Here is a 13,987-nt window from a genome sequence, read left to right as displayed (position 1 = left end):
AATAACTTAATAATAGGAAATCTGTTGTATTAACTAAATTTAGTCATTTTACATTTTCAAGACTTACTCTCAAATACTCCAAATATGATTCAACAACAATTCTGTTTTTGTACTTTAGCATTAGGTAAAATATATCGAGCGCTAGCTGGTCTATTAGCAAAAGACCTCGAACTATATTCACCTAACACTGCTTTTATAATTCTCACTGATTATCCTCAAGAATTTAGCAAATATCCTCAAACCTTAGCCTTTTATCATCAGCAACAGGGTGTTAAATGTTATCACGACAAAAGATTTGCAATTGCTAAGGCATTATTTCTATTTAATTCATGTATATTCATTGATTCAGATATGCGGATCTTAGCACCAGTACCAGAAGATATAGAATGGCTTTTAGAGCCAGGGATAAGTGCTAGGGCTTGTATGGATATGCCAAAAAAATTTGCCAAAGCTTTGGGAACAACTAACAAAAATTTTTCTACAGAGATTGAAGTAATTAAAAAAGCAGCACAATTTTTAGATTTAGAGCCAAAATGGGAAAATGTTACCTTTGTCCATGAATATTTATTTTCTGTCACTAAGTCAACAGGAAAAGAAATTGAATTTTTAGAAACGTGGGAAATCCTTGCCAAATATTTTGAGCTAAATGGAGTTTATGAAAGCGAGGGTAATGCTATAGGTCTAGCTGCCTATAAAGCAGGGTTGCCAGTGAGATGGAGCGAGATGTCAGGTATTTCGTTTTTTAATAATAAAACTGAATTAATTAAAATTAAAAAGGGACAGTCAAATATGGATGAAATGTTGACTTATTTTGAAGAACACGAAAAAATTGTATATCCTAAACGCTCTATCCTGAAGAAAATTGTCCTTAAACTTAGCAAAGCGATAATGCATTTTTATAGAGCAATCAAGTACAGAGTTGAATGGCACGAAGAAAAGCTTTAAACTATGAAGAATAAGTAAACGGCAGAATTGAAAGTGTGACATTTATTCACTTTCGTATAAAAAGTAGCTTTAATTGTATATGAAAATCCGAAAAAACCGATTGTGACAGTAGGGATGTGGAATATCGGATATAAGCTAAATTTATTGAGTTGATTATGAATATTTTTTACTTTTTGAGATTTTTCGATTTACTTGTATGCATAAAACTTTATTCTGAGAAACGATGTTTATAGTCAGTCAGCTTGTATGAGTAGCGAAAAAACAACACAATTGCCACTCTGGGTACAAGATAGAGATATAGTCATTGCTCGTGATGAAGAAGTACAGTGGCGAGAAGGAAAACGCCCGGATTATTCATACACCAATGAATTTCTTCATCAAGAGAGTAAATTTCAGCATCCAGAAGGTTCTTTAGAAGCGATCGCTCAAAACTTAGTCCGCACTTTTGAGATGGAAGCTTCTAATAAATCTAATCCTCAACAGTGGCTTTCGATTGTTACTGATAAGTTTAAGATGAGTACCAATGGCGGACAACAATTCACTGCTGAGGATGTTGCAGTTGAGGGTACTTATAACCTGTTTTTGGGTAAAACTGAGCAATATAACTCTGAAACAGAAACCTTTGAATCTTCATTTCAAGTTTTTCATAAAGCCTTTCCTAATGGCTTCCTTTGGGAATTAACAGAAGTCCTTTCGGGGCCGCCTAATGTTACCTTTAAGTGGCGACATTGGGGAACATTTAATGGTTCCTATAAGGACTATGTACCTACAGGTGAAACAATCGAAATCGTCGGAGTTAGTATTGCTCGCGTCACTGATGATTTGAAGATTGAGTCATTAGAGCATTATTTTGATAATAATGTCTTTCTTCAGAAATTAACGGCAGGTGGTTGTCCTTTTCATTCCAAAAATCAGTAGATTTATAAGAATCCGATGTGATTTCTGAAAAAATCTAAGTGTCTGTAGGGGAGCCAGCCGCATAGGCGGGTTTCCCTACTTGAGCGGACTGGCGTTGTGTTACGCTACGCGATAACACGTCAAAAACAATATTAGGGATTAATTACCAAAGCAGATGACTATTACTGTCAACTGTCAACCTGACTTAAGCAACTGCCAAAACATTACGATATTAGTCACCAACATTACGATATTAGTCACCAACATTACGATATTAGTGAGTAATATTACAACATTAGTCATCAAACATTACGACATTAGTCACCAACATTACAATATTAGCCACCAACATTACGATCTTAGTGAGTAATATTACGACATTAGTCATCAAACATTACGACATCAGTCAGCAACATTACAACATCAGTCACTAACATTACGACATTAGTCATTAACATGAAAGCGATCGCTAATAAACTGAAGCTTGTATGAAGTTCAAATATATTATCTCTATCAAAATCAGCATCTAGTCCTAGATTTCAGCAAAACTACTGGAATTACCTACAAATATTATTAGAAAAAATATAATGATTTGCGAGTTTTTCTGATACAGAATATAGCTTAATTGAGGCAAGCTAGTTCTATAAATATCTTCAAGGAGTACATTTATGCCTCGTACAAAGCGGACATCGCGGATTCTAGAAAAAGCTGAATTGAGAACGTCTGGATTCAAAGCAATTGATTCAAACATGGATTTTGGTAATAGTTGCGATTTGGAAAATCTGGCTCAATCAATTGAGGAGTTTCGCACTATGCTTGATACTTATAACAACGCTTTAGCTGTGGTTGACTCTACTAAAACTAAAATCGATCAAATGGAAAAAAAGTTGAGTAAACTTTCAGATAAGATGATGAAGGGAGTTGGTTTCAAGTATGGCACAGACAGCAGCGAATATGAAATAGCAGGTGGCGTTCGTGACAGCGTACGTGTACGCAAAAGCAGGTTGACTCGCTTAAAAGGTAGTGCAGGGCAAGCATCAGATGAAAATAAGAAATCTGTCTAGTTCTCGCATGGGTAAGTTCAGAAAAAAATATTTAACTACAGACGAACATACAGCAGATTGCAACTTGGTGAGGTACAGATAAGCGTAGGGGCACAACATGTTGTGCCCCTACCCGTGTACTTAATTTACCTAAAATACGCTGCACCCGCATTTCTCACAAGCGGTGCATAGCTTGCCGCCGTAGGCATCGCCATAAAAAATTATTAAATTAAGTAATTATCCTGAGTTTCACCCCTTATTATTTAGGTGTTAAGACAGAATTAGAGTAAGCAAATAGATATAGTAACTTTAACTACTTTCTTGACTCCTTTTTTACCGTACTTACTCAAAGCCGGAGAGAAAGCAACTGAAGAAGCTGGTAAGAAATTTGGTGAAGGGTTTGGCGCTAACGCCTGGGAAAAAGCCAAGGCTTTGTGGACTAAGCTGCAACCAAAGGTAGATGCAAAGCCAATGGCAAAAGGTGCAGCAGAAGAATTGGCTAATTCTCCCAATGATGAAGATGCCAAAGAAACACTCCAGAAGCAACTCAAGAAATTTCTGGATGAAGATAAAAATTTATATGCTGAGATTGCCCGTTTAATGCAAGAAGATTCCGAAGCAATTTCTCAGGTTGTTAATACTTTTAATCAAACAATATCTGGTAATGACAACGTAGTGCAAAATATTGCGGGTGATGGGAATAAGGCGATTGGTAGAGTGGGAGGTGATGCAACTATCAATTAGTCATAAAACTAGAATAATAGGAAGTTAAAACTGTGCACAAAAGAAACCTGAGAAGGTTATGGAAGCAGATAATACTTTTTTTATCTAAGTTAGCTGGCTTTTTGAGAGGGAATCGTCGGAGATTAAAACGTAGGCGACATCTATTACTTAAAGATGAAGTTGCTCAAACCCGTTTAGATAGGCATATTCAGTCTCAGGTTGAACAACCAGTTTTAGGTAACGCAGAAAATGATGAAGCTTCTGTAACCAGTTTAGAACCCCATATTCAGTCTCAGGTTGAACAAACAATTTCAGGTAACGAAAATGTTTTTCAAGACAGCAAGGGGGACAAAAACATTAATGTAGGTCGGGTAGAAGGTAGCCTGACTATTAATTATTCTCGCCCAATTGGCATTCCATTTCAAGCACCAAGTTTACCTGCCAATTTTGTCCATCGCCCACAAGTTACTATAGAAATCAAAGCTCGTTTATTGGCAAATACATCTAATGCTGGTGCTTTGCTCATCAGTGCAATTCACGGTTTAGGAGGTATTGGCAAGACAACTTTAGTTACTGCCCTTGCCCATGATGAAGATATCCAAAAATGTTTCTCTGGTGGTGTGCTTTGGGCAACTTTGGGACAGGAACCAGATATTCTGGCGCTGCTGAGTAGCTGGGTGCAAGCCTTGGGAGACTACGAATTTCTTGCTATTAATATAGAAGCAACTTCAGCCTATTTGCGAAGTTTACTACATGATAAGGCAGTCTTACTAGTAGTTGATGATGCTTGGGAACCAGATAAAGTTAAACCCTTTCTAGTAGCAAGTTCCCAATCCCGATTATTAATCACTTCTCGGCGTGCTGATGTGGCTGGTGCCGTGGGTGCTGATTTGCAACAATTGAATTTGATGACGCCAGCAGAATCTCTGAAATTATTTTCTAAGTCTTTAGGACGAGAAATAAAACCAGAAGAGAAACAAGAGGCTTTGAGAGTAGCCGAGACTCTGGGATACCTACCCATTGCGCTGAATTTAGTAGCAGCAAGAGTTAAATGGGGAATTACATGGGTGAAGCTGGAAACGGCTTTGAAACAAGAGGTTGCAAACTTAAAAGTTTTATACGGGGCGCGTCAAGAAAACTCTTTAGAAGCAACCTTTAATTTAAGCCTGAAAGCTTTGCAGGACTATGACGAACAAGCTTGGAAAAATTTTATCTGGTTGGGAGTTTTACCAGAGGATGTCACAATCGCCGCACCAATGGCAGTTACATTATGGGATATGGAATCGCAGGATGAAGCTGATGAGCGTTTAGAGCTACTTTGGAGTGATGCCTTACTTCTGCCTGATTCACCTATATTTGTCGGGGGTGTTGAGTGGAAAGGCTACAGGATACATGACTTATTGCATGATGTCGCTCGTGACCGATTAATTAATCCAGCTACAGGAATGAGTTTGAATTTACTCGATGCTCACAGCCGACTGCTAGAACGGTATCGGCAAAAGACTCAAAAAAACCTTTGGCATACCCTGCCTAATGATGATTACATTCATCAAAATTTAGTTTGGCATTTAGAAAAAGCTCAACGGATAGAAGAAATTCACTCCTTATTGAGGGAAGAGTCGCAGACAGGAAGCAATGGCTGGTTTGAAGCGCGAGAAAAATTAGGACAAGCTGGGGGTTACATCACAGATATTTCTCGTGCTTGGGAATTAGCACAAGCAAATTGGACTGAATCAACTTTGCCCCAAGTTGTAGGTTTGCAGTGTCGCTATGCTTTGATTAGTGCATCCTTGAATAGTTTGGCAGCTAATATACCAGTAAATTTATTGCTTGCCTTGGTCAAAAACAACAAGTTGACTCCCGAACAAGGACTAGCTTACGCCCTGCAAAACCCAAAGCCACAAGAGAAAATCAACTCGCTGACACAACTAGTCAACTATTTGCCACCAAATCTTCAAGAATTAGCACTGCAAAAAGCCCTTGCTGCTGCCACGGCGATTCAGGATGAGTGGAGTCGTGCCTATGCCTTGAGTGCCTTAGCTTTTGGTTTTTCACAAATGCCAGCTGCCGAACTTTTTCCCCCTTGGCAAGATACACTTCATAAGCTATCTCTTCACACCCGCTCTGACTTGCTGCAAGATATCAAAGCATTGTTTCCAGTTATCTTTGCATTAGGTGGTGAAACAGCAACGGCAGAAATTGCCCGTGCAATTGTGGATGTAGCGCGATGGTGGAAGTAATTTAACAGGGATTTACAATGCCTCTACCTAGTACCCATTCAAATGAGAATTGCTCTAAAGAATAAACAATAAATTTCAGTTGAATGTACATCACTACCCAAAAAGAGGAATTTAGGGCGTTGCTGAATCATGGGATGATTTCGCCCAATTTAAAACGAATTTTCAATGGTTTCAACCGCTAATTCATCCCGCATTTATGCAACGCCGAATTTAGCTATGCTTACATCAATGCGATCGCTCATGGTATTACTGTTTGCACAGTACTAACTGCTGTGACTGAAGATGTAAACCCAGCCAGTTTACCCAACTTCTGGGGTACAAAGTCCGTTTCTTTGCTACCTTGAACCTCAGATAAGTAGCAATCTCGCACTGCTAACAACAAACCTTTGATGGCATCTGGTGCGCCTGTTTTAACTAAATCGTCTGCCTTTTTAAAAAAATGCGATCGCCATTTGCCATCGTTATTGCCATACAATTCTATTAAATACCAACCTGCAAGATACTCAGCTAAAGGGTCAAGACAAAAACGGATTCTATCTTTAGCAGAACCGATAGTTTGAATCAGGTGTAGGCGTTTTTCCAAATAATTGAGGTGTGCTTCGGGGTCATCAATACCCAAATTTGCTAATGCAGCTACTGCATCTACACGCTTAGCGGTTCCTGGTTGATAACTTTGCTGCAAGCATTCCCAGGCGATGGTTTTGGCAATTTGATGAACAGTGCGGTCATCAAATTGTTCGTCTGTAACATCACGATTGAGTTCATTAATATAACCCAGCATCAAATTAGGAATATTCTCTGGCAACGCAGAAATATTAGATGTAACGTCTTTACTGGCGATTAACTGTTCAGCATAGAGTTTAGCCAGCAAAACAGTGATATTATTTTGACCGACCATCAGAGAAAGACGGTTACAAGCATCAAAAAATTCCTGGTCAGTAAAGCGATCGCGTTTACCTCGCTGCATGAGATAAGCTTCCATAAAGGACGATAGTTTATTAGCCTCAATCCGCAAAGGTTTAATTATTGTCTTATTAACCCGCCCCAGCTTTTCCTCAATTCGGGAAGTAATTACCAATGCATTCACCGGAAACTCTGGCGACTCCGGCTCAATTGCTTCTCGTGTAGTAGCATTCATTTCTGAGAACCGATCTACAATTACCAAAATGCGTTTCTTTCTTAACAAACGTAACAGTAATTCTTGACAAATCGGCTCTGGCTCATCAATTAAAGCTTGCAACTGTCCTCTGATGGCTTCTAAAAGCGGCGACTTACCTTCAGTTACCCGAAATTCTTCTTCTAACAGCACAGGTAACATCAAATGTTTGCAGAGTCGTTGGTCTTCAGTCTCAGCCATTGCCCACCCAGCTATTCGACACGCTAAACTGGTTTTACCTACACCCCCTTCCCCACCAATTACTAGGCAGCTACGTTGTTTCTCGAAAGTTGAGCGCAAATTTTCATTCATCAGTTGGGGAACTGTTGTACCATCCAGAACAACGGGAATGGGAATATAACAAGCGCGACTGCTAACTGTATCCTTTTTGGGAAATTGTTCGCGGGCTGCTTTGATATATTTAGCTACCCACGCATCTAATATTCTGGGATGGTAATGAAACCACCCAACAAATAGCACATATCGCAGAGGTACATTAACACTGATAAATGGGAGAGAAAAATCTGTGTAGGGTTTGAGGGCGTTGTTAATTTTCAACAACCATAAAGGGGCTACCCGCAAAAGAATTAACCAAATAGAAGGCAATAAGATAACGTAGGCGGCAATTCCCAAAAGTAATTTATGCTTAAATAGCGATTCTAGAACTCTATCAAAAAGGCGAGTTTCTTTTTCTGCTTTCAAGGCATTGAGAGGGCGACGTATCAGCTTAATGTCCGTCTCTGTGAATTTATCTTTATATTTTTGTATAGTTGTCAATACCTGCTCAAAGTCTGAGATGACTTTCTGCAACTTGGAGCTAGGTAAAGCATTTGCTTTATCCTGAAAGCCTGCCGCTATTCCTCCTAAACCTTTGATGGCACCCAAACGCACGTAAAACTGGTTATCATTCAACAGGGCAATTAAATTAGGCACAGCCGATACTGCATCTGTACCCATTGCACCCAGAGCGTAGGCAGAATTGTAACGTACAGTGGGGTTATGATCTTTTAAGGCAGCAGTTAATACTGGGATAGCTACTTTCGCTTCGACACCAATTTTTCTGAGTGCAGAAGGAACATAAATGCGAACAAATTGCTCCTTGTCTTGTAATGCCGCCATCAAGGATGGAACTGCTGCTTTGGCTGCTGTACCAATATTTCCTAAAGCTAAGGTGGCGTACAAACGGACTTGTCCATCCTCATCCTGCAATGCGGCACTTAAAGCTGGAACTGCTGGTGCTGCTTCTGCACCCAAATCTCCTAAAACCGAAGCAGCGTGCCAGCGAAGATTACTATCTTGATTTTTCAAAGCTTCAATCAGAGACGGTACTGCTGGGGAACCGATATTAACTAATGCATCTGCTGCAATGCCACTGATGTGGGCATCGTTATCTATCAGCTTCTCAATTAGAGGAGAAATTTTGCTGTCAGTAGTGATTTGCGCCCAACTATTGCTTGTGCATAGTAGGAACAGTGTCAGGCATAAGACAACCACCTTGAGCACACTAAGTAATACTTGTCTGGTATGCTTTGTCATTGAATCGGATTGAATCACCCGATGAACAACTCCAGTCAGAGAAACTATACCTAGATTGTAATCTAACTGTCAATGCGGGTTAGCGATGTCTACGACGGGCTACGCCTACGCACTGGTTTACCTCCGCTTTGCTCAAGCTTGATTAGCATTGGCATTTAAACGCATCATAATTTTTTCCGGTTCTGTCAAATTTTTAAACCCATAACGTCGATAAAGTCCATGAGCATCTTTTGTGCCTAATAACCACCTTTGAACGTCTTGCAATTCTGGATATTCCAAAATATATTCTACAAACCATTTTCCTAAACCCTGTCCTCGATAAGGCTCCAAAATAAAAACATCTTTTAACAACGCAGAAGTTGCATAATCAGTGATGACTCTGGCAAAGCCAACTTGTTGACTATCTTCATAAAGTCCAAAACATAAAGAATTGTTTATTGACTTTTCTACAGTGGCTAATAGGATATTTTCAGCCCAATAAGAAGTTTGTAAAAAATCATGAACCATTTGAATATCTAATTTAGATTTATCGGTGTTGATGTAAAATCGATGTTTTAATTCTTCATTCATCTCGCTACATTTTTTATTTAATAGGTTGAAAAATTATAATTCATTCTTGGGGTCAGTGGTTTGTAGTGTCAAATGATGAAATTACTGAACCATTAGCTGGATAACAGAGGCTATATTCAGCATTTAAGAATATGGGTGCATCTATCATTGATTATGAATCAGCCTACAACAGAATCTTGGCAAGAAGTCCGCGCTGCTTTCAAACAAATCTGGGGTTATGAAGATTTCCGTCCACCACAAGGAGAAATTGTTAGCAGTTTATTGGCACAAAAAGATGCGCTGATTATTATGCCCACAGGTGGCGGGAAGTCGATTTGTTTTCAACTTCCTGCACTGCTACAAACAGGATTAACTTTGGTAGTTTCGCCTTTGGTGGCGTTAATGGAAAATCAAGTTCAGGAACTACGAGAAAGCCACCAAAAAGCAGCACTTTTGCATAGTGAATTATCTTCATCTCAACGCCGTGCAACTCTGCAAGCTTTAGAACGCCAACAGCTAAAATTACTTTATTTATCACCTGAAACTTTGCTCAGTGCACCAGTTTGGGAAAAATTATCTCAGCCGCAATTGCAAATTAATGGCTTAATTTTGGATGAAGCTCATTGTTTAGTGCAGTGGGGTGATACTTTTCGCCCAGCTTATCGCAGATTAGGGGCGGTGCGTCCGGCATTGCTCAAATCAAAACCACCAGGAACAAAAATCAGCATCGCCGCTTTTACTGCTACTGCTGACCCTTCAGCCCAAAAAATTATTCAAACAGTTTTACAATTACAGCAACCAGAGATTTTCCGCTTGAATCCCTACCGTCCGAACTTGCATCCCAGCATTCGCATCGCTTGGACACCACGAGGTAGGAAACAACAATTATTAAAGTTTATTCAAAACAGACCGCAACAATCGGGATTAGTTTACGTTCGCACTCGCAGAGATAGTGAAGATTTAGCCCAATGGTTAGCAGAGATGGGTTATGCTACAGCTAGTTATCATGCGGGATTGAGTGCAACCGAACGCCGTGAAGTAGAAGCAAACTGGTTAAGTGGTAAAATACCTTTTGTGATTTGTACCTGTGCGTTTGGCATGGGGATTAATAAATCAGATGTTCGCTGGGTTGCCCATTTTCATGCACCACATTTGTTATCTGAATATGTGCAAGAAATTGGTCGCGCTGGAAGGGATGGGAAACCAGCAGAGGCGTTAACATTGGTGAGTGAACCTACGGGGTGGTTAGATTCAGGGGATAAGCAAAGACAGGAGTTTTTTCAAGAACAAATGCGATCGCAACAACAAATAGCGCAGCAACTTGTGAAAAAATTACCAAAACAGGGAGAAGTGAATGCCGTAACCCGACAATTTCCCGAAGGTGCGATCGCCTTAGCTTTACTCCACAGTAACGGTCAGTTAAACTGGCTTGACCCTTTCCATTACACCATTGGGCAAAAAGCCGGAAATCAGCCACCAACTCAATTACACGCTGCTAAACAAATGCATCAATATCTGACTACCAAGCAGTGTCGTTGGCAGTTTTTATTAAATGCCTTTGGTTTTGATAAAGAAGCAGCTAACTTGCGTTGCGGACATTGCGATAATTGTCGTCAATAGTCACGCCAAGGACTAGTCCCCAATCCGCTTGGGTTAACGATTGTTTGTACTTGGCGCTGTCTTAAGTAGGGATTTTTAAAATGGTGAGATAGGTTCAACAACCGCAAAATTGTTATTGGTTAATGACAATCCTGCTGATAGTTGTGCAATTTTTACCTGAGTAAACCCAGATGCACTACCATCTTGGTCAAAGAACAATCCACCTGTAGCGCTGTTGTAGATAAATCGCTCTTCGCTAGTGGTTGCAGATGTTCCGATTGTAAACTGACTTGCTGAAAGTGAACCTATTGATAACTCACTACCGCCAAAACCATAAGGCACTATCTGAATCAACTCACTAGTGTTGAAGTCATAAAGACTATCAACACCTCCGTTGTAACCATCTAAAACAAAGGTATCAGTACCAGCCCCTCCATAAAGGGTATCATTGCCATTGCTAACTCTGAGGATATCATTGCCATTGCTCCCCACAATCTTGTCATTGTAGGCTGTACCTGAGATATCTAATCCTTCTATATCCTTGTAATTAACCTGATATGTACCTGCGGTAATTGAGCCAGTGTTACTAGTAGCATTGAATGTTGAAGTGATACCTTCTGTAACCAAGCTGTAATTGACTCTCAACAAATCGTTACCTTTACCCCCATCTACGGTTTGAGTCACTAAATTAGAGGGGGCAGTATCTAGGGGTGGGGGATTTAGATAGAAGGAATCATTGCCATCGCCCCCAAAAAGGAAATCATTACCTGTTGAAATCTCAGCATACAATTTATCGTTACCAGCGCCTCCGTTGAGTGTATTATCGCCTGAGGTGGGTATATAATCATCGTAGGGGACTTCATGGCCACGGCTGGACAGAGTATCATTGCCATCACCACCAGAGAGTAGGTTATTGCCTGATGAAAAGTCAGCATACAATTTATCGTCACCAGTGCCACCATTGAGAGTGTTATTGCCTGAGGAGCTAAAACCATATAATCTATATACATCAGAGCCAGAGGTGGTAAGAAAATCGTTGCCATCGCCCCCAGAGAGTAAGTTATTGCCTTCTGAACCCTGAGCATTCAAGGTATCTTCACCAGTGCCACCGTTAAGGGTGTTATCGCCTGAAGAGTTAAAAAACCTGTATCCGGTGTTATCAGTAATGTCAGAGGCGTAAAGAGAATCATTCCCATCGCCCCCAAAAAGTAAGTTGTCGCCTTTTGAAGCTCCAGCATTCAAGGTATCGTCACCAGTGCCACCGTTGAGGATGTTATTGCCTGTTGAAAATTCAACTTTGCCCGTAGAATTTTCAACAATATTCAAGTAATCGTTACCAATACCACCAACCAGGGAGTTATTGCCCATATCACCCTCGAGGGTGTCATTCCCCGCACCACCAAGGAGAGTATCATTTCCCGCACCACCTCTCAAAATGTCGTTGCCACTCAAGCCGTCAATGATGTCATCGCCCCCCTGAGCATTGATAACATCATTTGAGTTGTCAAAGCCGTTAACATTATTGTTCAGGTCGTTAAGGAAGGTAACTGTGTTCTTATTGAAGATAGTGCTTTGAGTGGAGTTGGCATTGAAAACATCAAAGCTGTCCGTGATGCTAGTCTGCCCATCAAACAGGAAATTGCCCAAGTTTACAGTGGCTCCTGTAGATTGACTGAGGTTATCCAGCTTTTCCAGCGCAAAGTTTTGCAGGATGACTAAGGGACCAGCAAATACTCCATAAGAATAATCGATCACCCCTTCAAAGTTGATTTCCAGATTGTTGCCATTCTGGGTCAGCAGCAAATTTTGGGCAGTGAAGCCAGCACCTTGGAATTTTAGGGTATCCACTTCGGCAATGACTTGTGTCGAGGGATTTATGCCTTTACCTATGCCACCAAAATCGGTGATGATACAATTGCCGTCGTACAAGCTGTAAAAAAATTCATCCTTGCCGCCTCCACCAGTCAAAGTGTCGTTTCCATAGGAATCTCTGATGATATCGTCACCAGCTTTACCGTTAATCGTATCGTCAAAGTCACTGCCTATTAGGGTATCATTACCGTTGGTTCCAATGATATTTGCCATAATTTTTACCTACGTAAATTATTTTTTTCAATAACTTTCAGTTCTCAAACTGCTGTTTGTGCTGTTTTCGGGCACAAAAAACTCACCGAAATTTGACGTTTTCGGCATACTTTATCCGTCACTCTTAAAGAGCAGAATATTTCTTGAAGATTCACCCTTTGAATAGCTTTGATGTAACACTTTTCTAATCATCTCAAACTATCTAAGCCTTAAGCGCTGTACAAATTAATGATGATGTGAATTAACGATAATCGGTTATTTCAGGCTAAATTAATCATCTTTGTTCAGTATAAATCAGTGTACAAGCATCAAAAAATCTGACAATTGAATGCCTAAAACTTACACTTGATATTTATTTTCTTGCCAGCGTCTAAGTCCTGCTAGAAGAGAAAATAATCAACTGTTGATTGGCAAAGAGATTTTTATACTCTCTTGGGGGCAATTCTGCATAGATGTCTAGCTTTAAAATAGAGAATGTTTTAATAACCCAACACTGACCATATACTACCGTATTTACTTAGATATTTTTGCTTCAAGATACATTTTTGTATATTCTTCATATTATTTACCAATAAATTTACGTAAAAACATTTTGTTTGTGTACTATTAATGTTTGAGTTGTCTTTCTTCCCGAAAGCTATTACAGATTGGTATAACGTTTGTAAACCAAGAAACCCGCGATCGCCTACGGTGGGCGGTTACGCCATCGCAGACATTACTGCTTTTGGCTCCAAAGCGCAAAGCAATCAAACCTGAATTTCTCACAACCTCTAAAAAAGGAGAGCTAAACTGCTAAAAAAATATATATAGTAAGCATTTAAGCGATTATAAAAGACTCACTCACGAGTTTTACTTATCGCTGATTTTAATACCAATTCTCTAAATTAAAGCAACAAATTCTCGTGTTTTACTTCTTCAACTCCCGCAGATTAAGAACAGCCTGCCTCAACAGATAAACTTCCTGAATTCAACTGTATTGCCCTATCCTCTATTTTCCAGCTAGGTTCATCCCATAGGATGAATTGTCATTTTCACTAGCGGGACTTAAACAAAAAAGAAAGCCAAAAGAAGGTATGATAATTTAGCAGTATAGCTTTTACGTTAAAGCCACACCAGATTAAAGAGACAACCCCCGCAGCCATGCCACCGTGTTTTGAGAAATGGTGTCAACGGTTTGATGAAGTGTTTACTCATAAAGCCCAAAAAAGAGGGTT

At 39.9% G+C, this 13,987-nt stretch carries 10 protein-coding genes; 7 read left to right on the top strand and 3 right to left on the bottom strand.

The features are described 5' to 3' along the window. Positions 1 to 84: 84 nt before the first annotated feature. From V7K56_RS19500 to V7K56_RS19480, 5 genes are all read left to right on the top strand, one after another. Positions 85 to 945: a hypothetical protein gene (locus V7K56_RS19500; RefSeq protein ID WP_334912655.1), complete on the top strand. Its 861-nt coding sequence runs from the start codon at positions 85 to 87 to the stop codon at positions 943 to 945. A 246-nt stretch (positions 946 to 1,191) separates the two neighbouring features. Next, a complete protein-coding gene (locus V7K56_RS19495; RefSeq protein WP_334912653.1) occupies positions 1,192 to 1,863 on the top strand; it encodes a SnoaL-like polyketide cyclase in 672 nt (223 codons plus the stop codon). 647 nt (positions 1,864 to 2,510) lie between these two features. After that, a complete protein-coding gene (locus V7K56_RS19490) occupies positions 2,511 to 2,906 on the top strand; it encodes a hypothetical protein (RefSeq protein WP_334912651.1) in 396 nt (131 codons plus the stop codon). Positions 2,907 to 3,206: 300 nt separating this feature from the next. Then, on the top strand, positions 3,207 to 3,629 hold the full coding sequence (locus V7K56_RS19485) for a hypothetical protein (protein WP_334912650.1): 423 nt from the start codon (positions 3,207 to 3,209) through the stop codon (positions 3,627 to 3,629). Positions 3,630 to 3,661: 32 nt separating this feature from the next. After that, entirely contained in the window at positions 3,662 to 5,848 is a 2,187-nt protein-coding gene (locus V7K56_RS19480) for an NB-ARC domain-containing protein (RefSeq protein ID WP_334912648.1), read from the top strand. 238 nt (positions 5,849 to 6,086) lie between these two features. Here V7K56_RS19480 and V7K56_RS19475 read toward each other — a convergent pair whose 3' ends face one another. Both V7K56_RS19475 and V7K56_RS19470 read right to left on the bottom strand, forming a co-directional pair. Next, the gene (locus V7K56_RS19475) at positions 6,087 to 8,540 is read right to left on the bottom strand and encodes a HEAT repeat domain-containing protein (RefSeq protein WP_334912646.1); all 2,454 of its coding nucleotides are present in this window, start codon (positions 8,538 to 8,540) and stop codon (positions 6,087 to 6,089) included. A 132-nt stretch (positions 8,541 to 8,672) separates the two neighbouring features. Next, positions 8,673 to 9,110 carry a GNAT family N-acetyltransferase gene (locus tag V7K56_RS19470; protein WP_334912644.1) on the bottom strand — a complete coding sequence of 146 codons (438 nt, stop codon included), beginning with the start codon at positions 9,108 to 9,110 and terminating at the stop codon, positions 8,673 to 8,675. 153 nt (positions 9,111 to 9,263) lie between these two features. On the opposite strand from V7K56_RS19470, the gene V7K56_RS19465 reads away from it, so the two are divergent. Beyond that, positions 9,264 to 10,709 (top strand): RecQ family ATP-dependent DNA helicase, encoded by a 1,446-nt coding sequence (locus V7K56_RS19465; RefSeq protein ID WP_334912642.1) that lies wholly within the window; start codon positions 9,264 to 9,266, stop codon positions 10,707 to 10,709. Positions 10,710 to 10,784: 75 nt separating this feature from the next. Here the strand turns inward: V7K56_RS19465 and V7K56_RS19460 are convergent, their stop codons facing one another. Next, positions 10,785 to 12,773, bottom strand: coding sequence for a beta strand repeat-containing protein (locus V7K56_RS19460; protein WP_334912640.1), 1,989 nt, complete (start codon positions 12,771 to 12,773; stop codon positions 10,785 to 10,787). A 609-nt stretch (positions 12,774 to 13,382) separates the two neighbouring features. Between V7K56_RS19460 and V7K56_RS19455 the strand changes: the two genes are divergently transcribed. Next, positions 13,383 to 13,529: a hypothetical protein gene (locus V7K56_RS19455; protein WP_334912638.1), complete on the top strand. Its 147-nt coding sequence runs from the start codon at positions 13,383 to 13,385 to the stop codon at positions 13,527 to 13,529. Positions 13,530 to 13,987: the final 458 nt, after the last annotated feature.

The sequence above is a fragment of the Nostoc sp. genome (assembly GCF_036917535.1).
Taxonomy (GTDB): domain Bacteria; phylum Cyanobacteriota; class Cyanobacteriia; order Cyanobacteriales; family Nostocaceae; genus Nostoc.
Note: the sequence above shows the minus strand (reverse complement) of the source record. Positions and strands in the feature narration are given on the sequence as shown.

Bases quoted from the DNA above. Each gene is read 5' to 3' on its own strand.
- V7K56_RS19495 (WP_334912653.1), top strand. From the start codon at position 1,192: ATGAGTAGCGAAAAAACAACACAATTGCCACTCTGGGTACAAGATAGA.
- V7K56_RS19465 (WP_334912642.1), top strand. From the start codon at position 9,264: ATGAATCAGCCTACAACAGAATCTTGGCAAGAAGTCCGCGCTGCTTTC.
- V7K56_RS19500 (WP_334912655.1), top strand. From the start codon at position 85: ATGATTCAACAACAATTCTGTTTTTGTACTTTAGCATTAGGTAAAATA.
- V7K56_RS19455 (WP_334912638.1), top strand. From the start codon at position 13,383: ATGTTTGAGTTGTCTTTCTTCCCGAAAGCTATTACAGATTGGTATAAC.
- V7K56_RS19490 (WP_334912651.1), top strand. From the start codon at position 2,511: ATGCCTCGTACAAAGCGGACATCGCGGATTCTAGAAAAAGCTGAATTG.
- V7K56_RS19470 (WP_334912644.1), bottom strand. From the start codon at position 9,110: ATGAATGAAGAATTAAAACATCGATTTTACATCAACACCGATAAATCT.
- V7K56_RS19475 (WP_334912646.1), bottom strand. From the start codon at position 8,540: ATGACAAAGCATACCAGACAAGTATTACTTAGTGTGCTCAAGGTGGTT.
- V7K56_RS19460 (WP_334912640.1), bottom strand. From the start codon at position 12,773: ATGGCAAATATCATTGGAACCAACGGTAATGATACCCTAATAGGCAGT.